The organism is Pollutimonas rozaliensis (assembly GCF_048751585.1).
In the GTDB taxonomy this organism is placed as follows: Bacteria; Pseudomonadota; Gammaproteobacteria; order Burkholderiales; family Burkholderiaceae_B.
The window spans coordinates 526778-551152 of the sequence record NZ_JAZHOB010000001.1; the positions used below are offsets into that span (position 1 = coordinate 526778).

A 24375-nucleotide genomic window follows, 5' to 3' on the forward strand; every position below is an offset into this window, starting at 1 on the left:
GCGTCACGCTTTCAGGGCGGCCACGATGGCCGGACCGAAGGCCTCTTCCAGCGTCTGCACCTGGCCCATATGGGTGGCGTCGTAGCCCACCAGTTGCGACACATAGGCCTGGTACTGCTCGCCGTTCATCAAATCGAACAGGCGCTGCATCTGCGGCGTCTCCAGCGTATCGCGATGCACGGCGAAAAAATAGCGCTCCTTGACCAGCGGTATGAAAGCCAGCCCGCAACGCCAGGCGGCCGTTTCGACGCCGATGCCGACATCGGCCATGCCGCTGGCGATGTGCGCCGCAATTGCCATGTGGGTGAATTCGCTGCTGTCGAAGCCTTGTACTTTCGTGGCCTCGATATCAAGCTGGGCCAGCATCAGGCTGACCAGGAAGCGCGTGCTGGACCCGATCTGCCGGTTGACGAAACGCACGTCCGGATTGATCAGATCGGCCACGGACTTGATGCCCTTGGGGTTCTCCGGTTTGACGAACAGGCCGGTGTTGCGCACAGCCAGGTGGATGAGCCGATGGCGGTCGGGATTCAGCCACGGGCTGTAGCGCTTCAGAATGGGCAGTTCGTATTCCCCTTCGGACACCTGGAATCCGGCCAGGTCGCACTCCGCGCGGTCCAGCGATGCCAGCGCCTCGATGGCGGTGCGATAGCGCAATTCCAGCGGCGACATGTCCATGCCGTTGGCCAATTGCATCAGGCCTTCGACCGCGAAGCCGTGGCTGGCATGCAGGCGCAAGCGCTGCTGGCTTTCGGGGTAAAGGCGTTCAAGCTCTTCCTGCAGCTCGGAGGCCATGCTTTCCAGGGTGGGCATCAAGCGGGCATCGACCCGTCGGTTCGCCCAGATAAGATGCTGGCCAAAATTGGTGAGCTTGGTGCCTTGCCGGCGCGACGTTTCAATAAGAGGCGCTTCGAATTCTTTTTCGGCGTTGCGCAAAATACCCCAGGCATGGCGGTAGGAAAGCCCGCAGGCCTTACAGGCTCCGGCGATGTGTCCGGTGGCATCGATCGCGGCCAGCAAACGCAAGACCTCGCTCAGTGCCAGCACCGTTCCGGAGGGCTTTTCCAGTACCCACTCGGAACTCAATCGCGCCTTGAATTTGTACGTCATTTGTCGTCCGCCACGGTTTTAATATGTTTTTGATTTCCTATTTGGAAATTCTTTATATGTCTATTTTTTCCTATTGATTGATTGGTTTATCGCGAGTAGATTACCTCAAATACAGAATAAATATATATGCAAAATTAAACATATAAGAGACAAATATCAATCGAGCGAACGCTCACCACCGTTGAAGGAAAGCGTCATGCACACGCCGCAAGACACCAGCGAATTCAGCCCATCCGATGACACCGTGCAGCTAGCGGTCCGGCAGGCGTTGCAACGCTATGAAGGCCAGCAAGGCAATCTGTTGCCGGTGCTGCATGCCGTGCAGCACGAACTGGGCTATATACCGCCAGGCGCCGTGCCGCTGCTGGCGCAGGCCTTGCAACTATCGCGCGCCGAGATACACGGCGTCATCAGCTTTTATGCGCACTTCCGCGACCAGCCCGCTGGCGCCGTCGTCCTGGAAGTCTGCAGGGCCGAATCCTGTCAGGCCATGGGCGGCGACGCCCTGGCCGACCACGCCCGCCAACGCCTGGGCTGCGAATTCCACGGCACCACGCCGAACCGGGCCGCCACGCTCGAACCCGTCTACTGCCTGGGTCTTTGCGCCCAGTCGCCGGCCGTCATGATCAACGGCCGGCCGCATGCGCGCATGACGCCCGAAAAGCTCGACCGCCTGCTGCAGGCCGAGGGGGTATAAGACATGAACGCCGCCATTACCCTGTTCGTACCGAAAGACAGCGCCGCGATTGCCGTCGGCGCCGATGCGGTCGTATCCGCCATCGAGCGCGAAGCCGCCAGCCGCGGGCTGCCTGTAAACATTGTGCGCAATGGTTCGCGCGGGCTGCTCTGGCTGGAAACGCTGGTCGAGGTGGACACGCCCGCCGGCCGGGTCGCCTACGGTCCCGTCGAAGCCGACGATGTGCCCGGCCTGTTCGATGCCGGCTGGCTGCAAGGCAAGCCGCACGCCCTGGCCCATGGGCTTACCGAAGAGATCCCCTACCTGAAGAAGCAGGAGCGGCTTACCTTCGCGCGGGTCGGCATCACCGATCCGCTGTCGCTGGCCGACTACCAGGCGCGCGAAGGTTTCAAGGGACTTGAAAAGGCCCTGGCCATGACGCCGATCGCCATTGTCGACCAGGTGGTCGATTCCGGCCTGCGCGGACGGGGCGGCGCGGCCTTCCCCACCGGCATCAAATGGAAAACAGTACTGGCCACCGAAGCCAGCCAGAAGTACATCGTCTGCAATGCCGACGAAGGCGACTCGGGCACATTTTCCGACCGCATGCTGATGGAAGGCGATCCCTATGCCTTGATCGAGGGCATGGCCATCGCCGGCCTGGCCGTGCAGGCCACCTACGGCTATATCTATGTGCGTTCCGAGTATCCCTATGCCATTGCCGCGCTCGAGGCCGCCATCGTTCGCGCCCGTGAAGCCGGCTGGCTGGGCGCCGACATACGCGGCAGCGACCGCCGCTTCGATCTCGAGGTCCGTTGCGCCGCCGGCGCCTATATCTGCGGCGAAGAAACCTCGCTGCTGGAAAGCCTGGAAGGCAAGCGCGCGCTGGTGCGCGCCAAGCCGCCATTGCCGGCCGTCAAAGGCCTGTTCGGGCAGCCCACCGTCATCAACAATGTGATCTCGCTGGCATCCGTGCCCATCATCCTGGCGCGCGGGGCCGCCTTCTACCGCGATTTCGGAATGGGCCGATCCAGGGGAACCCTGCCTTTCCAACTGGCGGGCAACCTGCGGCACGGCGGCCTGGTCGAAAAAGCCTTCGGCTTGACCCTGCGCGAACTGCTTTACGACTTCGGCGGCGGCAGCGCCAGCGGCAAGCCCCTGCGCGCCGTGCAGGTGGGCGGACCGCTGGGCGCCTACCTGCCGGAATCGCAATGGGACGTCCCGCTGGATTACGAAGCCTATATCGGCATCTCGGCCATGGTGGGCCACGGCGGCCTGGTTGCTTTCGACGAAACCGTCGACATGTCCAGGATGGCGGAATATGCCATGGAGTTCTGCGCCATCGAATCTTGCGGCAAATGCACGCCCTGTCGGATCGGCGCCGTGCGCGGCGCCGAGGTCATCGACAAGATCCGCCATAACGAACAGCGCGAAGAGCAGGTCGTCCTGCTGCGCGATCTTTGCGACACCATGCTGGCGGGCTCGCTGTGCGCGCTGGGCGGCATGACGCCTTATCCGGTTCTTTCGGCGCTGGAACACTTCCCAGAAGATTTCGGCTTGCCGACCCATCAACCCGCAAGTGCGCAAATCGCCTGACGGAGGCCATCATGTTAGAAACAGTCATCAAGCGCGATCGCGATTTCGGCACTCCGGCGTCGACCAGCACGCAGCAGATCGGCATCACCATAGACGGCACCGAAATGAAAGTGCCGGCCGGCACCTCGGTCATGCGCGCCGCCGCCGAAGCCGGCATCAATATCCCCAAGCTTTGCGCATCCGACAACCTGGAAGCCTTCGGGTCCTGCCGCCTGTGCCTGGTGCAGATCGAAGGGCGCAAAGGCTATCCCGCCTCGTGCACCACGCCTGTGGAAGAAGGCATGGTCGTCTGGACGGAAACGCCCAAGCTGCATGATCTGCGCCGGGGCGTCATGGAGCTGTACATATCCGACCACCCGCTGGACTGCCTGACCTGTCCCGCCAACGGCGATTGCGAGTTGCAGGACATGGCCGGCGTCGTCGGGCTGCGCAATGTGCGCTACGGATTCGACGGCGCCAATCACCTGAACGACACCGCCGACGTCTCCAACCCCTACTTCGCCTACGATCCATCTAAATGCATCGTATGCAGCCGCTGCGTGCGCGCCTGCGACGAGGTGCAGGGCACGTTTGCCCTGACCATCACCGGACGCGGCTTCGATTCGCGCATTACCGCAGGCCAGAACAACAGCTTCCTGGAAAGCGATTGCGTTTCCTGCGGAGCCTGTGTGCAGGCCTGCCCCACATCCACCCTGATGGAAAAAACCGTCATCGACATGGGCCAGGCCGAGCATTCCATCATCACGACCTGCGCCTACTGCGGCGTGGGCTGCGCCTTCAAGGCCGAGATGAAAGGCCAGGAAGTCGTGCGCATGGTGCCCTGGAAAGACGGCCAGGCCAATCGCGGCCACTCTTGCGTGAAAGGCCGCTTCGCCTGGGGCTATGCCACGCATGAGGACCGCATGCTCAAGCCCATGATACGCGGCGATATTTCCGAGCCCTGGCGCGAAGTCAGCTGGGAGGAAGCCATTAATTACGCCGCGTCTGAATTGCGGCGCATACAGGCCAAGTACGGCCGCGACTCCATCGGGGGCATCACCTCGTCGCGCTGCACCAACGAAGAAACCTATCTTGTCCAGAAGCTGGTGCGCGCCGCCTTCGGCACCAATAACGTGGACACCTGCGCGCGCGTCTGCCATTCGCCGACCGGCTACGGCTTGAAGACCACGCTGGGCGAATCGGCAGGCACCCAGACCTTCGATTCGGTCATGTTCACCGATGTGGTCATCATCATGGGGGCCAACCCCAGTGCCGCGCATCCGGTATTCGCCTCGCGCCTGAAGCGACGCCTGCGCCAAGGCGCCAAGCTGATCGTCATCGACCCGCGCCAGATCGAGTTCGTTGATGCCCCTCACGTCAAGGCCGACTACCACCTGCCGGTCAGGCCGGGCACCAACACCGCCCTGCTGACTTCGATGGCCCACGTCATCGCCACCGAAGGCCTCATCGATGAAGCCTTCGTCGCGGAGCGCTGCGAGGCGCCGGCCTTCCAGCAATGGCGCGACTTCGTCTCCCTGCCCGAAAATTCGCCCGAAGCCATGGAATCGGTCACCGGCGTGCCGGCGGCCGACCTGCGCGGCGCGGCGCGCCTGTTCGCCACCCAGGGCAACGGCTCCATTTATTACGGCCTGGGCGTCACCGAGCACAGCCAGGGCTCGACCACCGTCATGGCCATCGCCAACCTGGCCATGGCCACAGGCAACCTGGGCAAGGAAGGCGTGGGCGTGAATCCCTTGCGGGGCCAGAACAACGTGCAGGGCTCCTGCGACATGGGATCCTTTCCGCACGAACTGCCCGGCTACCGCCATATTTCGGACGACACGGTGCGCCATCAGTTCGAACAGGACTGGGGCGTCACCTTGCAGCCCGAACCGGGTCTGCGCATACCGAATATGTTCGACGCGGCGCTCAGCGGATCCTTCAAGGGCATGTATTGCCAGGGCGAGGACATCGTCCAGTCCGATCCCAACACCCAGCATGTCGCCAAGGCGCTGGCATCCATGGAGTGCATCATCGTCCAGGACATCTTCCTGAATGAAACCGCCAAGTATGCGCACGTCTTCCTGCCGGGCTCGTCCTTCCTGGAAAAGGACGGCACGTTCACCAATGCGGAACGGCGCGTTTCGCGAGTACGCAAGGTCATGGAGCCCAAAGGCGGGATGGCCGACTGGGAAGTCACTTGCGCGCTGTCCAATGCGCTGGGCTATCCCATGAACTATAAGCATCCGTCCGAGATCATGAACGAGATCGCGCGGCTGACGCCTACCTTCGAAGGCGTGTCCTTCAAGAAGATAGACGAGCTGGGCGGCAGTGTGCAGTGGCCCTGCAACGACAATGCGCCGGACGGCACCCCCATCATGCACGTGGACGAGTTCGTGCGCGGCAAGGGCCGCTTCATGATCACCAAATATGTGCCCAGCGACGAACGCAGCACCCGCAAATACCCCTTGCTGCTGACCACCGGCCGCATACTGTCCCAGTACAACGTGGGAGCGCAGACACGGCGCACGCCGAACGTCATGTGGCACAGCGAGGACTTGCTGGAGATCCATCCGCAGGACGCCGAAGATCGGGGCATACGCGAGGGCGACATGGTCGCCGTTCAAAGCCGCTCGGGTGAAACCGTGTTGCGCGCCGACGTGACCGAGCGCGTCCAGCCCGGCGTGGTCTACACCACCTTCCACTTCCCCGAGTCGGGCGCCAATGTGGTCACCACCGACAGCACCGACTGGGCAACGGATTGTCCCGAATACAAAGTCACGGCCGTGCAGGCGCGCCTGGTGACAAGCCCATCCCAGTGGCAGGCGAAATGGTCCCGCTTCAGCGACATCCAGCTCTCTTTGCTGGAACAGCGCCAGCGCGAGCAGGATGCGGCGTCGGCCGCTGCGCCAGCGCCGCAAGCGGCCCCCGTGCTGAGCCCGCAGGAATAAGGAAGCGCCCATGCCCGGCGATCTGCAGCAACCGGAACAGCAAGCCGCCCCGCCGGCGGGCAGCCGCTTGCGGCGGGTGCTGCGCGCGGGTGCGCAAACGCCGGGCCGCGAGGAAGCCGATCTGATCGCACAGGAAGTGCCCGTCGCGCTGGAATACAACGGCATCAGTCACGCCACCCTGCTTGCCACGCCCCACGACCTTGAGGATTTCGCCTTCGGCTTTTCCTATACCGAGGGCATCATCCGGTCGGCCCGCGATATCTACGGGGTGGACATCGTCGACGGCCCGCAGGGCTTCATCGTCCAGATCGATATGGCCAGCGCCTGCCAGAACCAGTTGAAGCTGCGCCGGCGCAGTCTGGCGGGGCGCAGCGGCTGCGGATTGTGCGGTATTGAAAGCCTGGATGAGGTCCGACGCGAGCTTCCCGCCCTTCCGGCGCAGCAAGGCGCATTGTCCGCCCGGGCCATTTCAAGCGCGGTCGATCAATTGCGCTCGCTGCAGCCCCTGCACCTGGCCACCGGCGCCACTCACGCCGCGGGCTGGGCCGATCGCGACGGAAACATACAGTGCGTTCGCGAAGACGTGGGCCGGCACAACGCGCTGGACAAGCTCATCGGACACCTGATCCGAAGCTCGATGGATCCGTCGCAAGGCATCGCGGTCATTTCCAGCCGCGCCAGTTTCGAGATGGTCCAGAAAGCCGCCGCTGCCGGCATTCCCGCCCTGGTGGCCGTATCGGCGCCCACCAGCTATGCCGTTCAACTGGCCGACGAACTGAATATCCTTCTGGCCGGATTCGCGCGCAGCTCGCTGTTCACCGTCTACAGCCACCCCGAATACCTAAGCACACCAGGGAACACGCCTTGAACAACATCGAACACCTGATACGCCTGGCCAACCGCATAGGCACCTTTTTCGAAGCCATGCCCGACCGCGCCGAAGGCGTCGAGGGCATCGCCAACCACATCCAGAAGTTCTGGGAACCTCGCATGCGCACCGCCATGCTGAAGTTTCTTGAAACCCAGCCCGACGGGCAACTCGGTGAAACAGGCCTTAGCGAAATCGCGCTGCAGGCCATCAGCCAGAACAAGGAACGACTGACGCCAAAAATGCCGACGACCGTTTAATTTTCCTTTTTTGTTTGCCGCAACAGCATTGGGCTTGGCCCAATGAGGGGAGTCTTTTGCCTTTTTTCAACACAGGAATCGCTCGAACCCGCCATCCGGCTTTTCTTTCCACTTCTGCACAAACGTAATACAGACTGCGCCAACGCAGTCGCAAGGAGACAACATGAGTACCAATTCTGCAGATCACGGCTTTTTCAGCAAGGAGCGGATAACCGCTCCCCCCGGTTTCAATCGATGGATGATCCCGCCGGCGGCCTTGGCGGTTCACCTATGCATCGGCCAAGCCTACGCCTTCTCGGTGTTCAACAACCCCATGACCAAGCTGCTGGGCATCACCCAGTCCGCCCCCGGCGATTGGGACCTGCCCACCCTGGGCTGGATATTCAGCCTGGCCATCTTTTTCCTGGGCCTGTCCGCGGCATTCGCCGGCAAATGGCTGGAAGAGGTAGGGCCGCGCAAAGCCATGTTCACCGCGGCCTGCTGCTTCGGCGGCGGCTTCATGGTGGCGGCGGCCGGTATCGCCATGCATCAGATATGGCTGGTATATCTGGGTTACGGCGTGCTGGGCGGCGTGGGCCTGGGCATAGGCTATGTATCGCCCGTGTCCACGCTGATCAAATGGTTCCCCGATAAGCGCGGCATGGCCACGGGCATGGCCATCATGGGCTTCGGTGGCGGCGCCTTCATCGCCTCGCCCATGTCGGTGGCCCTGATGAAGCACTTCAGCACGCCCACTTCGGTCGGCGTGGTCCAGACCTTTGTCGTCATGGGCGCCCTGTACTTCTGCTCGATGATGATAGGCGCCTTCGCCATACGAATTCCGGCCGCCGACTGGAAACCCGACGGCTGGACCCCGCCGGCCAACCAAAGCGCCATGATCTCCCGCAACCATGTGCATATCGACCAGGCGCTGAAAACACCGCAGTTCTGGCTGCTCTGGTGGGCTCTGTGCCTGAATGTCACGGCCGGCATAGGCGTGCTGGGCCAGGCTTCCGTCATGATCCAGGAAAGCTTCAAGGGCGCCATCACCCCGGCCGCAGCCGCGGGTTTCGTAGGCGTCATGTCGCTGGCCAATATGCTGGGCCGCTTCTTCTGGTCATCCGTCTCGGACTACGTGGGCCGCAAGAACACCTATTCGATCTTCTTTGTGCTGGGCACGGCCTTGTACTTCCTGGTGCCCGGCATGGGTTCGGCCGGCAACGTGGCTCTGTTCGTGCTGTTCTACTGCATCATCATTTCGATGTACGGCGGCAGCTTCTCGACCGTGCCGGCCTACCTGGCCGATCTGTTCGGCACCCGCTACGTGGGCGGCATACACGGACGCCTGCTGACTGCCTGGGCGGCGGCGGGCATCTTCGGTCCCGCGCTGGTGAACTACATCCGCCAGTATCAGGTGGATCACGGCGTGCCGGCAGCGCAATCCTATACCGCCACCATGTACTTGATGTCCGGCCTGCTGGTCATCGGTTTCATCTGCAATATGCTTGTTCGCCCGGTTGCCGCGCGCCATCATATGGGCAACGAACAGCAAGGCCACATGACGCCGGCCATGGCCACCAAATAAGGGAGACTCACTATGGATAACACCACCAGCACCGCAGCCGTCCGCTCGACCACCTCGCCCATCCTGCTGATCATTTTCTGGCTGTATGTGGGCATTCCCCTGGCCATCGGGGTTTGGGAAACCTTGCTGAAGGCGGCCGGCCTGTTCAAATAGGCCCGCTTACCGATCCCATGCAAGAAAAAGCCGCGCCTGTCTGGAGACAGGCGCGGCTTTGCGTTTAAAGCGGGAAATCGGTGCCGGATACCGGCCGGATCAGGAAGATTCCTTGACGCGATACACCAGCACAGCGGTTTTTGCCAGGCTTAGCACCTTGATGGTGACGCTGCCCAGCAACAGGCGGGACAGCCCGCTGCGGCCATGGCTGCCGATAAAGATAAGGTCGCAGCCTTCTTCCTCGGCGGCCTGAACCAGGCCGTCGGCCACGTTGAAGTTGGAGACCGCCTTGGCCTTGGCCTTGACGCCGGCGGTTTCGGCACGATCGAGCACCGCCTTCAGGTATTTTTGGGCCTGCTCTTGCGCGGTCTTGTCGTAGTCTTCGTCGGTGATGGCATAAGCGGCGGCCATGCCGTCGAAGCCGACAGTAGCGGCAAATGGCTGGGTTACATACAGGGCGACGATTTCGGCGCCTGTTTCGCGAGCAAAGCAGACACCCTTGTTGGCAGCTTGCGCCGACAGAGCCGAGCCGTCGGTTGGAATAAGTATTTTCTTGAACATAGGGTTGGCTCCCAATCGTAGTGAGGTGCCAACAGCTTAACCCCAACCGCCGCGAAAATACAGTCGGTATATACGCGGGGTTTGATTCACATCAAAGGGAGCGGGCCGCGTTGAAAAGATGCGTGCAGCGCGTACCCGTGCGGCAGTAGGCCAGCACGGGTGCCGGCAGGTCCTTCAACAATTGGGCGAACTTGACCACGTCGTCCTGCGTCATGGCTCCGCTGACAACGGGTTGGTATTCAACCGCCAGGCCGGCCGCGCGCGCCGCCTTCATGACTTCGACCGAAGAGGGCTGGTCGGGACCGCCTTCAAGATCGGGACGGTTGATGATGACGCTTTTGAAGCCGGCATTGGCCACCGATTGCATATCTTCGGCGGACAGTTGCGGAGCAACGGCGAAGGTGTCGGTAAGCGCATTGATAGGTACTGACATAGATGACTCCGGATGTTTATACTTGCGTTTCGATTAAGGAAAATAGTATGACCAGCGCCTCCTCAGTGCAAGCCCCGCCGCAGGCATTCGCCACCGATGGGCCAACGCGCGACCGGCTGATCATACGCGATGCGCAAGCGTCCGACATGGCCCAGGTGCAGCGCATATACGCCCACCACGTGCTGCATGGCACGGCCACCTTCGAGGAAACACCGCCCACGGTACAGGAAATGCGGGAACGGCGCGAAAAGGTGCTGGATCTTGGCATGCCCTACCTGCTGGCGGAGCTGAACAACCGGGTCGTGGGGTATTGCTATGCCTCGCTATACCGGCCCCGCGTCGCCTACCGGTACACCATAGAAGACTCCATCTACCTGGAAGAGGGCCAGTCCGGAAGAGGCCTGGGAAAAGCCTTGCTGTCGGCGCTGATCGAGCGTTGCGAACAAGGACCTTGGCGGCAGATGATTGCCGTTATCGCCGGTCACGACAACCAGGGTTCGATCGGACTGCATCGCAGCCTGGGCTTCGTTCACGCCGGCACCCAAACCGCCACGGGATTCAAGTTCAATCAGTGGATAGACGTCGTCTTCATGCAGCGGGCGCTGAGCGAAGGCAGCAGCACCAAGCCCGCCGGCTACTAACGCCCCATCACGGCTGGAAGGAAGGTCGCGGCGGCCCTAGGCCAACGCAATCCGGTACTCCGCCAGCCAGGCGCCCAGCGCGTCGCTGCGCAATACCTGGAATTCCGCAAGCCGTTGCGCACCCAGGCCGTCGCCGGCCAGCGCCAGGCTTGCCGGATGGCACATGACGGCATCGCCCTCGCGTGCCAGGCTCAGCCATTGCCGCAACAAGCCCGCGTAGACGATTTCGCCCCCCTGGAAGTCGTAGACCCCTAAAAATCGACGATTCAGCGAAAAACCCCGACTGCGGGCCATGCGGCCGAAGCGGCGCGCCCCCAACGATTCAATAATGCGCGCTTTCAAACACAGGGAGGCCGGCAAGCCGGTCAGTGCCGCGCTACGGGTATAACGCAGCCAGGGACGCGCATCGGCGTAACGCCGCTCCAGTTCCGCCAGCAGCTCTCGGCGTATCTGTGGAAACTGATGCACATGCTGATGGCCATCGACGAAGTCAGGCCGCCGCCCCATGATGTCTTCAAAACCGTCCAGCTGACGTACGATCTGGTCCTTGATCCGGCCCGGATTCAAACGGCGCAACCAACTGCGCACGATCAGCGCCGATACGGGAAGATAAAGGCCGGGCTGATCCAGCGATTCGGTAAAATTCAGATGCAATCCCGCTTGCAGGCCCGGGCACTCGCGCAGCGCCGGCGCGCTGGCCTTGAACGAAGGCCCCAGAGACAGGCAACTGGCGGCATTCAGGCGCCCTGATCCGGCCAATTCCAGTATGCCGGCATCGATGGCCGTATTCATGCCAAAATCGTCCGCGCAGATCACAATACGCTTTTGTTCAATTTCGGCCACACGCTTTCTCCGGAAACAATTACGATGCAAAAACTTGTACGGCAACTGGCTTGGTTTATTGCCGTAGGCTGTGCGGCGGCCACCACGCATTGGCTGGTCGTTGTCGCCGTCGTATCGGCCAGCGGGCTGGCGCCCCTGGCCGCCAACGTCATTGGCTGGCTGGTGGCATTTTGCGTGTCTTTCGCGGGCCATTACCAGCTTACCTTCAAGCATCACAGAGCTCCCCCAGCCCAGGCGGCGCGGCGTTTCTTCGCTGTCTCGGCCCTGGGATTCGCCGTCAATGAACTGGCTTATGCCTGGCTGCTGCGCGTCACCGACCTGCCCTACGATATCCTGCTGGCGCTGATTTTAATCGCGATTGCCGGCATGACCTTTATTCTTGGCCGGCTTTGGGCATTCCGGCGCAAAGGCTGAGCGCTCCGCCAGCCGGCACATACCAGGGTTGCGTCTCGGATGAGCATAATCGACAGTAGCGCCAGGAGAATGAAAGGGACCGCCCGGCGCCGCGGCACGAAGGCGCGGTGGCTTAGCCGGTTTTTTGCGCCGGAAAATTGGCGTGCGTAACGGACGCCACCGTTTGCGGTGTTGCGGCGGCTTGTGTCAGGCCGCGCCCGCATTGTTGGCGCACGAGATACACCGGACGATTCTTGACTTCTCCGAAAATACGGGCGATATATTCGCCCAGCACACCCACGGAAATGAGCTGGACGCCCGCAAAGAAAAGAACGACCGTAATCAGCGAAGCCCAGCCCTGAACCGGATCGCCGAACATCAGATAGGTCACAACAATGAACAAACCGTAGGCGAACGACAGCAGGGACAGGAAAATTCCGATCAGGCTCAGCATGCGCAGGGGCCAGGTCGTGAACGCCGTGATGCCATCGACGGCAAAACGGAACAGCTTGAACGGCTTGAACGTCGATTTACCATGCAGGCGCTCGGGGGGCGAATACAGCATGGGCTCGGACCGATAGCCCACCCAGGCGAATAGCCCTTTCATGAAGCGATTACGCTCGGGCAGACGTAGCAGCGCATCCACCACCACGCGATCCATCAGGCGGAAGTCCCCCGCGTTCTCGGGAACTTGCAGCCCCCCGGATGTTCGCATCAGTGCGTAAAAAAACCGGGTACCCATGCGCTTGAACAAGGATTCGTCCTGACGCGTGGCACGCACGGCATAGACCATTTCGGCCCCGGCCTGCCAGCGTTCCAGCATTTGTGGAATCAGTTGGGGAGGATGTTGCAAATCGGCATCCATGCAGACCACGACCTGCCCAAGGGCGGTTTCCAGCCCCGCCGTCAACGCGGCTTCCTTGCCGAAATTCCGGGAAAGCTGCATGTACAGGATTTCGGAATGCCTGGCCGCCCAGTCCTGCATGGCGGCGGGCGTGCCGTCGGTGCTGCCGTCATCCACCACGATGATTTCGTAGCGGATGTGCAACGAATTCAGGACGGCGAGAAGTTGAGGCAACAATACATTTAAATTGGCTTCCTCATTCAGGCAGGGGATCACGCAGGTAAGCGTGGTGGACTGAGACATGGACAAATCAATGTAGTAAGTTCGTGGCCAGATCAGATCACAAAGCGCGTGAAATTCGCGTCGAATAAATATTACAAAATGCAGCAACCGCTAATATTAACGTAAAACATGTATCCGCCGTTAGTGTTGCATACCCTGGGATTGACGGCGATAGCGAACTTTTATAAGATTACTTTTAAATAAATCTTTAAACTTATTATTCTTGACCGCTGTCGCTTCCGGGGCAGCAGGAAACACTATCCCATGACCCGATCCGAACTCTGTACCGAAGAAGAAATAAGAACGCTGGTTTACGGGTTCTACGAGCGGGTGCGGGCCGACGCCATGCTGGGCCCCATCTTCAACCGCCACATCGACGACTGGGACAAGCATCTGGCCATCATGGTTCGTTTTTGGTCGTCGCTACTGCTGGGCACCGGATCGTACAGCGGTACGCCCATGCCCAAGCACATCGCCCTGCCCGGCCTGAACGCCGGCATGTTCACCCAATGGCTGTCGCTTTTTCACGAAACGGCGCAAGAGCTGCCGAACCGCCCCTTCGCCGAGCGCGCCGAGGAATTCGCCCAGCGCATCGCCCGCAGCCTGTGGTTTGGATACCAGATGAACAACGAACCCAATCGCATGCCCACGGAGATCACACATGGCTGAACTGCCGCAGGTCCACGAGGGCGGAAGCGCCGCAAGCCGGCCCGATATGAACGCATTCCTTAGCCTGGGTTTCAGACCGCTGTATATTGCCGGCTGCGGCTGGGCCCTGATTTCCCTGTTCATCTGGATCTTTGCGCCGCAATGGATAGGTCAGCCGCTGGGCGGCCTGGCATGGCACGCCCACGAAATGCTCTGGGGTTTCATCGCCACCATCGCCGTCGCTTTCCTGTTGACGGCCAGCGCCACCTGGACCGGCTTCAATCCCCTGAAGGGCGCGGGCCTGGCGGGTATCGTCGTGCTGTGGCTGATCGCGCGCATCGGCTATCTGGTCGGCGGTGAAATCGCGACCCATATCGCCTGCGCCAGCGAAATCGCCTTTTTCGTGATCAGCGCGGCATGTCTGATGCGCGTCATGGTCAAGGGAAAAAGCCGCCGCAACTACGGCGTGCCGCTACTCGTGCTGGGCCTGGGAGCGGCCAACGCGCTGTACCTGCGCGCCGCCCTGGATGGCGATTACGTCCTGCTCATGCGGCGTTTCGATCTGGGCATGATCTGCATGGCCGTGATCGCCCTGCTGATCGCGCGGCGGGTCATTCCTTTCTTCTCGATGCGCATGGTGCCCGGCCTCGCCCTGCCCATGCAGGTTCGCAGCGGCCAGATCCAGCTCGCCATCGGCGTGATCGCCATTGCCCTGGGCCTGGCCGGCCTGGCTTTGCCCATGGCCGCCGCGCTGGCGGCGGTCGGCCTGGTCAGCCTGTGGCAAGTGGCGCGGTGGAAGCCGCTGGCGGTCCTGCATAAGCCCATGCTCTGGATACTTTACCTGGGCTATGCCGCCATGGGCCTGGGTTTGATCTTCGCCGCCTGGCACACCAGCGGACTGGCCACCGGCGTGCTGGCGCGCGCCGCGGTACATGTACACATCATCGGCATGGGCGGGTTCGCGGTGTTGATCATCGGCATGGTGACCCGCACGGCGCTGGGCCACCTGGGCCGCCCCCTGGCCCTGGACAACAGCATGCTGGTCAGCTACTACCTGATGATAGCCGCGGTCGTGCTGCGGCTGGGCGCGCTGTGGCCAAGCAGCGACAGCCTGTGGCTGCTGCGCGCGGCCGCGCTAAGCTGGATCGCGTGCATGGCCCTTTATCTATGGCGCTTCGTACCCATGCTGATCCGCCCGCGCCCTGCGAGTCCGGGGTAATCGCATGCGCCTGACCACCATGACCGATTATGCGATGCGCCTGCTGATGTATGTCGGCAGGCACCCCGACCGTCTATGCACGATCGCCGAAATCGCGCAGTCCTACGGCATCTCCGAGCCGCATCTCATGAAGATCACGCATAGGCTGGCACAGCGGGGCTGGATAGAAACCGTGCGCGGCAAGAACGGCGGCATGCGCCTGGCCCGGCCTCCCCGGGAAATCAACCTGGGAGCCGTCGTGCGCGATACCGAGAACGACCTGGCCCTGGTGGAATGCTTCGTGGCCGGCAATGGCTGCTCGCTAAGCGGCCATTGCGGCCTGACCGCCATCATCGACGGCGCGCTGCAGCAGTTCATGCAGCATCTGGACCGCTATTCACTGGCCGACATACTGCCCGAGCCCGCGCCCGGCGCAAGCTCTGTCCTGCACTTCGTGGAACGAATCAAAGCCAGCTAAGGCCAACGGCCATGCCTGTCAGCGCTTGAACGCCGATGGGCCTAACTGCTGAAATGACGCAGCAATTTAGTCAGCAAAGGCCGCACCGCGCGCAGCTCTTCAAGGTGGACATTCGACAGGGCCGCCAGCTTTTCATCGGCCAGCGGCGTCAGCATGACCCGCACGCGGCGGCGGTCGGCCGGATCCCGCAAGCGATGCACCAGTTCCATGCGGACCAGGCGATTGATGAGCTCCACCGCACTATGGTGGCGGATCAGCAGGTGCTCGGCGACGTCGCCCACGCTGGGCGCGGCATCGGCGCTCATGGCCTTGATCACCAGAAGGGCCTGGTGCTGCTGCGGCATCAGCCCCGCAGCGGCGGCCGCCGCTTCGCTGAAGGCGCTGAAGCGGCGCAAGGTGAAGCGAAACATGGCCAGCGCTTCGTAATCGGCGCGGGTCGGACTTCCATCTTTGCTGTTGGAGGGATTGTTGTAGGAAGTCACTGGACCTGTCAGCGCTAAAGAAGGCCGCCGTGGCGGCCGGGCATGTCAGACCTGATTGCAGCGCACCGTTATGGGGTGCGAACGCAATACCGACATGACGGTATCGTCGACTTTTCCTTCGACATCGGAAATAACATAACCGATCTGGCCGCGCGTCTGCAATTGCTGGCTGACGATATTCAGGCCGTGTTCCGCCATCAGGTTGCTCAGCGTACCCATGGCGCCCGGCAGGTTCCGGTGTACATGCAGTATGCGGGCCGTGCCGGCAGCCTCCTGGTAGGGAACTTCGGGGAAATTCACGGCGCCCTTGGTTGTGCCGCTCAATGCGAAGCGAACCAGCTTTTCGGCCACTTCGCGGCCGATATTCTCCTGCGACTCCTGAGTGCTGCCGCCGATATGAGGAGTAAGAATGACATTGCGCATGCCGATCAAGGGGCTGGCCAGCGGTTCGTTCACGCTTTTCGGCTCGGTGGGAAAGACGTCGAGCGCGGCGCCGGACAGGTGCCCGGAAACCAGTGCCGCATGCAGCGCGTCGATATCAACGACGGTGCCCCGCGAAGCGTTGATGAGTATCGCGCCGGGCTTCATCGCCGCAATGGCCTGCGCGTCCATGATGTTCTGGGTGGATTTCCCCCCCGGCACGTGCAAAGTGACGATGTCCGATTGCGCCAGCAGCTTTTTCAGCGAGCCGCTGGCCCTGGCGTTGCCCAGCGGCAGCTTGGCCTCGACATCGTGGAAGATGATGCGCATGCCCGCCGCCTCGGCCAGGGTGCCAACCTGCGAACCGATGTTCCCGTATCCGATGATGCCCAGCGTCTTGCCGCGCGCCTCGAAGGCGCCTTCAGCCGATTTGTCCCAATGCCCCTGATGCACCCTGTCGTTCTTCTCTGGAATGCGGCGCAGCAGCAAAATGGCCTCGCCCAGCACCAATTCGGCGACCGAGCGGGTATTGGAGAAAGGCGCGTTGAATACCGGAATGCCGCGCAGCATGGCCGCTTCCAGGTCCACCTGGTTGGTTCCTATGCAGAAGCAGCCGATGGCCTGCAAATCGGGCGCATCCGCCAGCAAGGCGGCGTCCAGGTGCGTGCGGGAACGGATGCCGACCAGATGCGCGCCGCGCAGCGCCTCGCGCAGGGCGTCGGGCTGCAGCGCCGACGCATGCATCACGATATCGTCCAAACCGGCGGATGTGAAGATTTCCTTGGCGCTAGGGTGAATATTCTCAAAGAGGACAATGCGAGTCATTAAATATCCCGGGGAAACAACGATAAACAGTTATTGTGGACTATTTTAGGACTGAATGCCCTTGTGCCCATTCCGGGCAAAGGGATTTGTGCATTGCGGCAATGCCGGCCGGCCAGGCGGCGTGGCCGGGCCTAGCGCCCCACCGCATAGGCCTGGACCAGCCGGGGCGACGCCGCCGCATGGAGCAAGCCGTCCGGATCGCGCGCTGCCGCCGTCAGGCGGCCTATGCTCCACTCCTGCGATTCCTCAAGCTGGTGTCCCCGGCGGCGCAGATCGTCCAGCACCCGCGCGCCCACGGCCGTCTCTATGGTGATGTTGCCCGGCTTGCGCCCGCGCGGATAGAAGGAACTGGGAAAATGCTGCGTATGGAACATCGGCGCATCGATGGCCTGTTGCAGGTTCATGCCTTGATGCATGTGGCGCAGGAAAAGAATCAGTTGCCATTGTTCCTGCTGGTCGCCGCCCGGTGTGCCGAACACCATGTATGGATTCCCGTCTCGCAGCAGCATGGTGGGGCTTAGCGTGGTGCGCGGGCGCTTGCCGGGGGCAAGGGTGCCCGGCAAGCCCTCTTCCAGCCAGAACATCTGGGCGCGGGTATTCAGCCCGAAACCCAACTCGGAGATGACCGGCGAAGATTGCAGCCAGCCGCCCGAAGGGGTCACGGCAATCATATTGCCCCAGCGGTCTATGGCGTCGATATGCGTGGTGTCGCCCCGCTTGGCGGACAACAGGGGGTTGGCGCGGTCCATTGCGGAAAGCAGGCTGCCATCGTTGTTGCGGGACAAGCGATCCAGCACCGCGTTCACCCGGGCCACTTGCGCCTCGTAGCCCGGCACGATTCCCGGACGCAGTTCATTGAAGGCCTGTTCGCCGATCAGCCTGCCGCGCTCCCGGTTATAGTCCGGCGACAGCAAGGCCCGCATCGGCACGTCGACAAAGCCGGGATCGCCGTAATAGGCTTCGCGATCCGCGAACGCCAGCTTCATGGCCTCGATCAGCAAATGAATGAAACGCGGATCGCCGTCTTTCAGCCGGGCGATATCGGTGTGCTCCAGCAGGGCAAGCGTCTGAAGAAAAGCAGGGCCCTGGCTCCAGGGCTGCGTCTTGGCCACCGTTGCGCCGCCGTAGTCATGCAATAGCGGTTCTTCATAGCTGGCGGACCAGCCCGCCAGATCCTGCCCCGTCATGACGCCCTTGTGCGGGGTACCGCTTTCGTCCATGACCTCGTTGCCCGAGACAAAGCGATCTATCGCTTCGGCCACAAACCCCTGGTAGAAGGCCTTGCGGGCCGCCTCGATCTGCTTCTCGCGATCGCCGCCGGCGCCTTCCGCTTCGGCCAATATGCGTTCCCAGGTTTGGGCCAGGGCCGGATTGCAGAATAGTTTGCCAGCCCGCGGCAGCGCTCCTTTGGGTACATATATGCCGGCCGAGGTGGGCCAGTGCGTTTCAAAGAAATCTTTCAGGCCGCAATGGTGTTGGCCACGCGGGGCAGCATGGGATGGCCGTGCCGGGCGTAATGGATGGCCGGCTCCAGGACATCCCGCAACGTCATGCTGCCATGGTCGCGCAACAATATCATCCACGCATCGAAAGCGCCGGGGATCACCGTGGCCAGCAGGCCATTGCCCGGAATAAGTTCCAGCCCCTGTGAACGGTAGTGCTCCAGCGTGGCGCCCGCCGGCGTCGTGCCCTGCCCGCACAGCACCTGGACCTTGCCGGTGCGCGCCGAATAGAAAATGCCCGGCACCTCGCCGGCTGGACCCACCAGGTGGGGTTCGACCACATGCAGCGTAAAGGCACTGGCCACACAGGCATCGAAAGCGTTGCCGCCCCGCTCCAGCATGGCCATGCCCACCGACGAGGCCAGCCAGTGCGTGGAAGTCACGACACCGAAGGTGCCGGTAATTTCGGGACGGGTCGTGAACATGCTGGAAAGCCGCCTATTGCCGGGGGATTATTTCAGGGTGACGTTCTTCAAGCGGATGAGGCCGTCGGGATAAGGCACGAAACCTTGCACGCGCTTTTGCAAGCCGAAGGTCCAGGGCAGGTAAAACGTATAGAAAATGGGCCGCTTCTCCTGCATCTGCTTAAGGAACTCGGAGTACAGCTGCTTGCGCTTGGCGGTGTCCAGTTCCTGGCGCGCCTTGATCAGCAAGTCGTTCATGGCCTGGTCGCAGAACTTGCCGTCATTCAGGCTGCCCTTGCAGGCCACATACTGGAATACATTGCCGCTGGGATCGACCCGGCCCGACCAGCCCGCCTGGGCCAGTTCGAAATCGCCGCGCGCCATGGTCGATTGCAGGGCCGCGAACTCCATGGGCCGCAAGCTTATGTCGAAGCCCGCTTCGCTGCCCATGGCCTGGATCAGCTCGAAGACCTGCTGCATGATGGTGTTGTTGCCGAAGGAAATCTCCACCTTGACACGATCGTGGCCTGCCGCCTTCAATAGCGCGCGCGCCTTTTCAACATCGCGCCCCTTGCGCTCCACGCTTTTATCGTAGGCAAAGCTGGCCGGCGGGAAAGGCTGGAAGGCCGGCTGGTACAGACCCATGCCCACGACCTGGTTGATGGCATCCTTGTCCAGCGCCAGATCGAAAGCCTGCCGTACCCGCGCGTCCTTGGCGAAGGGGTTGTCCGCGCGCGGTCCATGGGCGAAATTGACGGAAATGGCCTGGAAGCCCAGGCCGGTGATCGGCATGAAGGCCAGATTGGGGTCGCCCTTCACGGTCTCCACATCGCTGGGCGCGACGCGTTCGATAATGTCCAGCCCGCCCGAGCGCATATTGTTCAGCCGCACGGTGGCATCGGGTACGGGGCTGAACCTGACCGTATCGAAATGGTAGCTGGCCGCGTCCCAGTACTGCGGGAATTTTTCCAGCGTGATGTGATCGTTCTGCACCCTGTCCTTGAATCGGTACGGCCCCGAACACACCGGGTTCTTGCCGGGATCCTTGTCGAAGCTGGCCGGCGACTGCATCATGCCGGCCCGATCCGAGAGCTGCGACAGGAACGAGGCATCCGGCTCGGACAAATGCAGAATGACGGTGGACGGATCGGGCGCATCGACCCGCGCCAGGGTCGCCAGTTCGCTCTTGCGGTTGCTGTCGGGCAGGTTCTTGGCCCGCTCCAGATTGGCCTTGACCGACGCCGCGTCCATGGGCGTGCCGTCGTGGTAGACGACCTTGTCGCGCAGCGTCATCTTTAGCGTCTTGCTGTCCTGCCATTCCCAGGACGTCGCCAGTTGCGGCACGAACTCCAGCGTGGGCGTGATGTCGACCAGCTTGTCGCATAGCGATGCAAATACGATGCGGCCCACGAATGTCCTGGCGCGAGCGGGATCGAGCTGGTCCGGATCGTCCTGCAATCCTATCCTTATGGTGCTCTGCGCCGCGGCGGCGCCCGAGAAAGCCAGGCTGGCCGCCAACGCCAGCTTGAACATTGCCTTATGCATGATCACTCTCCCAAATAAACCAACGCTTCAATAAACACCTACGGCATGGCGAGCCACGAAATGGCCCTTGCCCACCTCGACCAGCGGACGAACCAGGGGCTTGTCGCTCACATGGCGAACCACGCTGGGGATCTCGTCCACCAGCAATGAATGCTGCCTGTGGCGATAGCTGGGATCGGCGACCGGAACGGCCGCCATCAGTTTCTTCGTATAGGGATGCTGCGGATTCTCGAAGACGGCGCGGCGCGGGCCTATTTCGACCACCTGGCCCAGGTACATCACCACTACGCGATGGCTGATGCGTTCGACCACCGCCATGTCGTGAGAAATGAACAGTATGGCCAGGTCCAGTTCCCGTTGCAGATCAAGCAGCAGGTTCACGATCTGCGCCTGTATGGAAACGTCCAGGGCCGATACCGACTCGTCGGCGATGATGACCTTGGGGTTCAGCGCCAAGGCGCGCGCGATACAGATGCGTTGACGCTGTCCGCCGGAAAACTCGTGCGGATAACGGTCTATCATTTCGGGCGCAAGGCCGCATTTTTCCATGAGCCAGCTGACACGCTGCTGGGCTTCGCGCCCTTTGGCCACGCCATGGATCAGCAACGGCTCCATGATGGAATAGCCTATCGTCACGCGCGGGTCCAGCGACGCGAAAGGATCCTGGAAAATGAATTGTATGTGGCGCCGCAGGGCCTGCATTTCGTTGCCGCGCAACAGGCTGATGTCCTGCCCCTGGAAGGTGACCTTGCCGCCCCGTATGCGCTCCAGCTGCGCCAGCGAGCGCCCGGTGGTGGTCTTCCCGCAGCCGGACTCGCCCACGATTGCCAGCGTTTCGCCCGGGTACAGGTCGAAACTGACCTGTTCCACCGCATGCACCCGATGGCTGACCCTGCCGAACAGCCCGGTGGCGATATCGAACTGGGTCGTCAGCTTGTCCACCTTCAGCAGCGGGTCCTGGCCGTAGCGCGCCGTGCTGGCCGGCGGCGGCGCCGCGGCCGGGGCGTCCTGGTTCCGCGCGATGTCCAGCAAGGCAAAAGGCGCCGGCTGGTCGCTGCCTTTCATGGAGCCCAGCCTGGGCACGGCCGAAAGCAGCGCACGGGTGTAGGGATGCCGGGGATCGCCAAAGAGCGCATCGGAATCGTTCTCCTCGACCTTGTCGCCCCGATGCATCACCATTACCCGGTCGGCCACCTCGGCCACCACGCCCATATCGTGCGTGATGAAGATCACGCCCATGTCCATTTCCTGCTGCAGTTGCCGAATAAGCTGCAATATCTGCGCCTGTATCGTGACATCGAGCGCCGTGGTCGGTTCATCGGCAATCAGGACCTGAGGCCGGCATGACAGAGCCATCGCAATCATGATGCGCTGGCGCATGCCTCCCGAAAGCTGATGAGGGTAGCGTCCGCGCACCGCCCGCGCATCGGGAATGCGCACGACTTCCAGCAGCCGCAGCGTCTCGGCCAGCGCCGCGGCGCGATCCATGCCCTGGTGCAGTTGCAGCGCCTCGGCAATCTGATCGCCGGCCGTGAAACTGGGATTGAGCGAGGTCATGGGCTCCTGGAAGATCATGGCGATGTCGGCGCCGCGCACCGTGCGCATTTCGGCCTCGGACGCGGCGGCCAGATCCAGGACGCTGCCGTCGCGGCGGCGCAGCAGGATGCTGCCCCGCATGATGCGGCCGTTGCCGAATTCAACCAGACGCATCAGCGAAAGCGAAGTCACCGACTTGCCGGAGCCCGATTCGCCCACAATGGCCAGGGTTTCGCCCTTGGCCACATGAAATGACAGGTCGCGCACCGCCTCGACCGAACGGTCCGGCGTCGTAAAGGCAACCGTCAGATCGCTTACCTGTATGACATGTTGTCCATTCATCGTCTGCATGGCGTCAATGCTCCTGCCGCGGATCGAGCGCATCGCGCAGTCCGTCGCCCAGAAGGTTGAACCCGAAAACCACCAGGAAGATCGCCGAGCCGGGGAAAATGGACATCCATGGCGCTTGGGTCATGAAGTTCTTGGCCGTGTTCAGCATCGATCCCCAGGAAGGATTGGGCGGCTGCAGGCCCAGGCCCAGGAAAGACAGGCTGGCCTCGGCGATGATGGCGCTGGCGATCATGATGGTGGCCTGAACGATAAGCGCCGGCATCACATTGGGCAGTATATGGCGCAGGATGATGCGCGTGTTCGATGCGCCCAGCGAGCGCGTGCTTTGTACATAGTCTTCATTCTTGATCGCCAGCACCTGGCCGCGCGCCAGCCGGATGAACAGCGGCGCCGCCGACACCCCGATGGCGATCATCGCATTGATCAGGCTGGGTCCAAGGAAGGCGGCCAGCGCGATGGCCAGTATCAGGAAGGGAATGGACAGCAGCGCCTCGGTGGCGCGCGAGATGCAGCCGTCGATCAGGCCGCCGAAATAGCCGGCCAGCAGGCCGAAAGGCACGCCCGCCGCCAGCGCAATCAGCACCGAGCACATGCCGGCCAGCAGGGAAGCGCGCGCACCGTACACCATGCGGCTAAGGATGTCGCGGCCCAGTTCGTCGGTCCCCAGCCAGTGCGCCGCCGAGGGCGCCTTGCGTATGGCGGTGAAGCTGACCTGCGCCGGATCGTATCCGGCGATCAGCGGGGCGAATAGGGCGACCAGCACAAAGAACATGACAATGGCCGCGCCCAGCATGGCCGAAGGGCTGCGCCTGAACTTGGACCAGGACCGGCTGCGGCGCCGTTCGAACACGCCCTGCCCGGCGGTGGCGACATGCGTGCTCATGCATACCTCAAGCGTGGATTGACCAGGATGTACAGCACGTCCGCCACCAGGGTCAGGACAATGAAGCCGACCGCGATGCACAGCACCACGCCCTGCACCACCGCATAGTCCCGATTGAAGACCGCATCGACCAGCAGCTTGCCGAAGCCCGGTATGCCGAAGATCTGCTCGGTCAGCACGGCGCCGGCCAATAGTTCGCCGAACAGGATGGTCACCAGGGTGACGATGGGCATGAGCGCATTGCGCAAGGCATGGCGCAGCACCACGACGCGCTCGGACGCCCCCTTGGCCCGCGCGGTGCGCACATAATCGGCGCTCAAAGCCTCCAGCATGGCGGAACGGGTATGGCGCATCAGATAGGCGGCGATAGCCGTGGACAGCACCAGCGCCGGCATCAGCATGGTTTTCATGGACAGCCAGAAATCACGGCCCGGCGGCACGTAGCCCGAGGCCGGCAGCAGCTTGAACTGCACCGAAACAATCATGATCAATATGATGCCCAGCCAGAAGTTGGGAATGGACATGCCCGACAGCGCGAACAGGTTGGCCCCGAATTCCACCCGCGTCCCCTTGCGGACCGCCGCAAGAATGCCCAACGGGATTCCGACCAGAATCGCGAAGAGCATGGCCATGATGGCCAGCTGTATGGTCACCGGCAACTTCTGCGACACCAACGTCGTGACCGGAATATCGGTGCGCAGCGATACGCCCAGATTTCCCTGGCTGACTTCCTTTATCCAGGCCACGTACTGGACTGGCAGGGGGTCGTTAAGGCGGTACTTTTCGCGCAGGAAGTCCAGCACGGCGGGATCACGCTCTTCGCCGGCCATGGCCAGCACCGGATCGCCGGGAAGTATCTTCTGCAAGCCGAATATCACGATCGACACAAGGATCAACGTGGGTATGGCTACGATGACGCGGCGCAAAATAAGCTTGAACATGCAATGGA

23 protein-coding genes and 1 pseudogene are annotated in these 24375 nt (G+C 62.1%); 12 read left to right on the forward strand and 12 right to left on the reverse strand.

The window, feature by feature from the left end; genetic code table 11:
- Positions 1 to 3 precede the first annotated feature (3 nt).
- The gene (locus V0R37_RS02485; RefSeq protein WP_420372983.1) at positions 4 to 1110 is read right to left on the reverse strand and encodes a substrate-binding domain-containing protein; all 1107 of its coding nucleotides are present in this window, start codon (positions 1108 to 1110) and stop codon (positions 4 to 6) included.
- Positions 1111 to 1306: 196 nt separating this feature from the next.
- Here V0R37_RS02485 and V0R37_RS02490 point away from each other — a divergent pair, with 196 nt between their 5' ends.
- From V0R37_RS02490 to V0R37_RS02520, 7 genes are all read left to right on the forward strand, one after another.
- A complete protein-coding gene (locus V0R37_RS02490; protein WP_420372984.1) occupies positions 1307 to 1807 on the forward strand; it encodes a formate dehydrogenase subunit gamma in 501 nt (166 codons plus the stop codon).
- 3 nt (positions 1808 to 1810) lie between these two features.
- The gene (locus V0R37_RS02495; protein WP_420372985.1) at positions 1811 to 3382 is read left to right on the forward strand and encodes a formate dehydrogenase beta subunit; all 1572 of its coding nucleotides are present in this window, start codon (positions 1811 to 1813) and stop codon (positions 3380 to 3382) included.
- A gap of 11 nt (positions 3383 to 3393) precedes the next feature.
- The gene (gene fdhF, locus V0R37_RS02500; RefSeq protein ID WP_420372986.1) at positions 3394 to 6312 is read left to right on the forward strand and encodes a formate dehydrogenase subunit alpha; all 2919 of its coding nucleotides are present in this window, start codon (positions 3394 to 3396) and stop codon (positions 6310 to 6312) included.
- Positions 6313 to 6322: 10 nt separating this feature from the next.
- Entirely contained in the window at positions 6323 to 7180 is an 858-nt protein-coding gene (gene fdhD / locus V0R37_RS02505; RefSeq protein ID WP_420372987.1) for a formate dehydrogenase accessory sulfurtransferase FdhD, read from the forward strand.
- A complete protein-coding gene (locus V0R37_RS02510) occupies positions 7177 to 7440 on the forward strand; it encodes a formate dehydrogenase subunit delta (protein ID WP_420372988.1) in 264 nt (87 codons plus the stop codon). The genes fdhD and V0R37_RS02510 overlap by 4 nt, the downstream gene beginning before the upstream one ends.
- A gap of 163 nt (positions 7441 to 7603) precedes the next feature.
- Positions 7604 to 9004: an L-lactate MFS transporter gene (locus tag V0R37_RS02515; protein WP_420372989.1), complete on the forward strand. Its 1401-nt coding sequence runs from the start codon at positions 7604 to 7606 to the stop codon at positions 9002 to 9004.
- A 12-nt stretch (positions 9005 to 9016) separates the two neighbouring features.
- The gene (locus V0R37_RS02520) at positions 9017 to 9157 is read left to right on the forward strand and encodes an MFS transporter small subunit (protein ID WP_420372990.1); all 141 of its coding nucleotides are present in this window, start codon (positions 9017 to 9019) and stop codon (positions 9155 to 9157) included.
- Positions 9158 to 9256: 99 nt separating this feature from the next.
- Here V0R37_RS02520 and V0R37_RS02525 read toward each other — a convergent pair whose 3' ends face one another.
- Positions 9257 to 9718, reverse strand: coding sequence for a universal stress protein (locus V0R37_RS02525; protein ID WP_420372991.1), 462 nt, complete (start codon positions 9716 to 9718; stop codon positions 9257 to 9259).
- A 91-nt stretch (positions 9719 to 9809) separates the two neighbouring features.
- Positions 9810 to 10151 carry a protein tyrosine phosphatase family protein gene (locus V0R37_RS02530; RefSeq protein WP_420372992.1) on the reverse strand — a complete coding sequence of 114 codons (342 nt, stop codon included), beginning with the start codon at positions 10149 to 10151 and terminating at the stop codon, positions 9810 to 9812.
- 47 nt (positions 10152 to 10198) lie between these two features.
- Between V0R37_RS02530 and V0R37_RS02535 the strand changes: the two genes are divergently transcribed.
- Positions 10199 to 10792, forward strand: coding sequence for a GNAT family N-acetyltransferase (locus V0R37_RS02535; protein ID WP_420372993.1), 594 nt, complete (start codon positions 10199 to 10201; stop codon positions 10790 to 10792).
- Between the two features lie 36 nt (positions 10793 to 10828).
- Here the strand turns inward: V0R37_RS02535 and V0R37_RS02540 are convergent, their stop codons facing one another.
- Entirely contained in the window at positions 10829 to 11635 is an 807-nt protein-coding gene (locus V0R37_RS02540; protein WP_420372994.1) for a ChbG/HpnK family deacetylase, read from the reverse strand.
- Between the two features lie 24 nt (positions 11636 to 11659).
- Between V0R37_RS02540 and V0R37_RS02545 the strand changes: the two genes are divergently transcribed.
- Positions 11660 to 12049 carry a GtrA family protein gene (locus V0R37_RS02545; RefSeq protein ID WP_420372995.1) on the forward strand — a complete coding sequence of 130 codons (390 nt, stop codon included), beginning with the start codon at positions 11660 to 11662 and terminating at the stop codon, positions 12047 to 12049.
- Positions 12050 to 12161: 112 nt separating this feature from the next.
- On the opposite strand, the gene V0R37_RS02550 is transcribed toward V0R37_RS02545, so the two are convergent.
- Complete coding sequence (locus tag V0R37_RS02550) at positions 12162 to 13175, reverse strand: glycosyltransferase family 2 protein (protein ID WP_420372996.1); 1014 nt, start codon at positions 13173 to 13175, stop codon at positions 12162 to 12164.
- Between the two features lie 243 nt (positions 13176 to 13418).
- On the opposite strand from V0R37_RS02550, the gene V0R37_RS02555 reads away from it, so the two are divergent.
- Genes V0R37_RS02555 through V0R37_RS02565 form a run of 3 tightly spaced genes read left to right on the forward strand, consistent with a single transcriptional unit; the run spans position 13419 to position 15478 of the window.
- Entirely contained in the window at positions 13419 to 13823 is a 405-nt protein-coding gene (locus V0R37_RS02555; protein WP_420372997.1) for a group III truncated hemoglobin, read from the forward strand.
- A complete protein-coding gene (locus V0R37_RS02560; protein ID WP_420372998.1) occupies positions 13816 to 15021 on the forward strand; it encodes an NnrS family protein in 1206 nt (401 codons plus the stop codon). Before V0R37_RS02555 ends, V0R37_RS02560 begins: the two co-directional genes overlap by 8 nt.
- A gap of 4 nt (positions 15022 to 15025) precedes the next feature.
- Positions 15026 to 15478: an RrF2 family transcriptional regulator gene (locus V0R37_RS02565; protein ID WP_420372999.1), complete on the forward strand. Its 453-nt coding sequence runs from the start codon at positions 15026 to 15028 to the stop codon at positions 15476 to 15478.
- A 41-nt stretch (positions 15479 to 15519) separates the two neighbouring features.
- On the opposite strand, the gene V0R37_RS02570 is transcribed toward V0R37_RS02565, so the two are convergent.
- The 7 genes and pseudogenes from V0R37_RS02570 to V0R37_RS02600 form a co-directional block, all read right to left on the reverse strand.
- Complete coding sequence (locus V0R37_RS02570; RefSeq protein WP_420373129.1) at positions 15520 to 15972, reverse strand: MarR family winged helix-turn-helix transcriptional regulator; 453 nt, start codon at positions 15970 to 15972, stop codon at positions 15520 to 15522.
- A 33-nt stretch (positions 15973 to 16005) separates the two neighbouring features.
- The gene (gene serA, locus V0R37_RS02575) at positions 16006 to 17205 is read right to left on the reverse strand and encodes a phosphoglycerate dehydrogenase (protein ID WP_420373000.1); all 1200 of its coding nucleotides are present in this window, start codon (positions 17203 to 17205) and stop codon (positions 16006 to 16008) included.
- A gap of 131 nt (positions 17206 to 17336) precedes the next feature.
- A pseudogene (locus V0R37_RS02580) lies at positions 17337 to 19132 on the reverse strand (gamma-glutamyltransferase family protein).
- Positions 19133 to 19159: 27 nt separating this feature from the next.
- Positions 19160 to 20656, reverse strand: a complete 1497-nt coding sequence (locus V0R37_RS02585) for an ABC transporter substrate-binding protein (protein ID WP_420373001.1) — start codon at positions 20654 to 20656, stop codon at positions 19160 to 19162.
- 27 nt (positions 20657 to 20683) lie between these two features.
- The gene (locus V0R37_RS02590) at positions 20684 to 22543 is read right to left on the reverse strand and encodes a dipeptide ABC transporter ATP-binding protein (RefSeq protein WP_420373002.1); all 1860 of its coding nucleotides are present in this window, start codon (positions 22541 to 22543) and stop codon (positions 20684 to 20686) included.
- Between the two features lie 4 nt (positions 22544 to 22547).
- Positions 22548 to 23426: an ABC transporter permease gene (locus V0R37_RS02595; RefSeq protein WP_420373003.1), complete on the reverse strand. Its 879-nt coding sequence runs from the start codon at positions 23424 to 23426 to the stop codon at positions 22548 to 22550.
- A complete protein-coding gene (locus tag V0R37_RS02600) occupies positions 23423 to 24367 on the reverse strand; it encodes an ABC transporter permease (protein WP_420373004.1) in 945 nt (314 codons plus the stop codon). The genes V0R37_RS02595 and V0R37_RS02600 overlap by 4 nt, the downstream gene beginning before the upstream one ends.
- Positions 24368 to 24375: the final 8 nt, after the last annotated feature.

Bases quoted from the DNA above. Each gene is read 5' to 3' on its own strand.
- V0R37_RS02555 (WP_420372997.1), top strand. From the start codon at position 13,419: ATGACCCGATCCGAACTCTGTACCGAAGAAGAAATAAGAACGCTGGTT.
- fdhF (WP_420372986.1), top strand. From the start codon at position 3,394: ATGTTAGAAACAGTCATCAAGCGCGATCGCGATTTCGGCACTCCGGCG.
- serA (WP_420373000.1), bottom strand. From the start codon at position 17,205: ATGACTCGCATTGTCCTCTTTGAGAATATTCACCCTAGCGCCAAGGAA.
- V0R37_RS02535 (WP_420372993.1), top strand. From the start codon at position 10,199: ATGACCAGCGCCTCCTCAGTGCAAGCCCCGCCGCAGGCATTCGCCACC.
- fdhD (WP_420372987.1), top strand. From the start codon at position 6,323: ATGCCCGGCGATCTGCAGCAACCGGAACAGCAAGCCGCCCCGCCGGCG.
- V0R37_RS02495 (WP_420372985.1), top strand. From the start codon at position 1,811: ATGAACGCCGCCATTACCCTGTTCGTACCGAAAGACAGCGCCGCGATT.
- V0R37_RS02520 (WP_420372990.1), top strand. From the start codon at position 9,017: ATGGATAACACCACCAGCACCGCAGCCGTCCGCTCGACCACCTCGCCC.
- V0R37_RS02590 (WP_420373002.1), bottom strand. From the start codon at position 22,543: ATGCAGACGATGAATGGACAACATGTCATACAGGTAAGCGATCTGACG.
- V0R37_RS02560 (WP_420372998.1), top strand. From the start codon at position 13,816: ATGGCTGAACTGCCGCAGGTCCACGAGGGCGGAAGCGCCGCAAGCCGG.
- V0R37_RS02490 (WP_420372984.1), top strand. From the start codon at position 1,307: ATGCACACGCCGCAAGACACCAGCGAATTCAGCCCATCCGATGACACC.
- V0R37_RS02525 (WP_420372991.1), bottom strand. From the start codon at position 9,718: ATGTTCAAGAAAATACTTATTCCAACCGACGGCTCGGCTCTGTCGGCG.
- V0R37_RS02600 (WP_420373004.1), bottom strand. From the start codon at position 24,367: ATGTTCAAGCTTATTTTGCGCCGCGTCATCGTAGCCATACCCACGTTG.
- V0R37_RS02550 (WP_420372996.1), bottom strand. From the start codon at position 13,175: ATGTCTCAGTCCACCACGCTTACCTGCGTGATCCCCTGCCTGAATGAG.
- V0R37_RS02485 (WP_420372983.1), bottom strand. From the start codon at position 1,110: ATGACGTACAAATTCAAGGCGCGATTGAGTTCCGAGTGGGTACTGGAA.
- V0R37_RS02515 (WP_420372989.1), top strand. From the start codon at position 7,604: ATGAGTACCAATTCTGCAGATCACGGCTTTTTCAGCAAGGAGCGGATA.
- V0R37_RS02595 (WP_420373003.1), bottom strand. From the start codon at position 23,426: ATGAGCACGCATGTCGCCACCGCCGGGCAGGGCGTGTTCGAACGGCGC.
- V0R37_RS02565 (WP_420372999.1), top strand. From the start codon at position 15,026: ATGCGCCTGACCACCATGACCGATTATGCGATGCGCCTGCTGATGTAT.
- V0R37_RS02545 (WP_420372995.1), top strand. From the start codon at position 11,660: ATGCAAAAACTTGTACGGCAACTGGCTTGGTTTATTGCCGTAGGCTGT.
- V0R37_RS02530 (WP_420372992.1), bottom strand. From the start codon at position 10,151: ATGTCAGTACCTATCAATGCGCTTACCGACACCTTCGCCGTTGCTCCG.
- V0R37_RS02585 (WP_420373001.1), bottom strand. From the start codon at position 20,656: ATGCATAAGGCAATGTTCAAGCTGGCGTTGGCGGCCAGCCTGGCTTTC.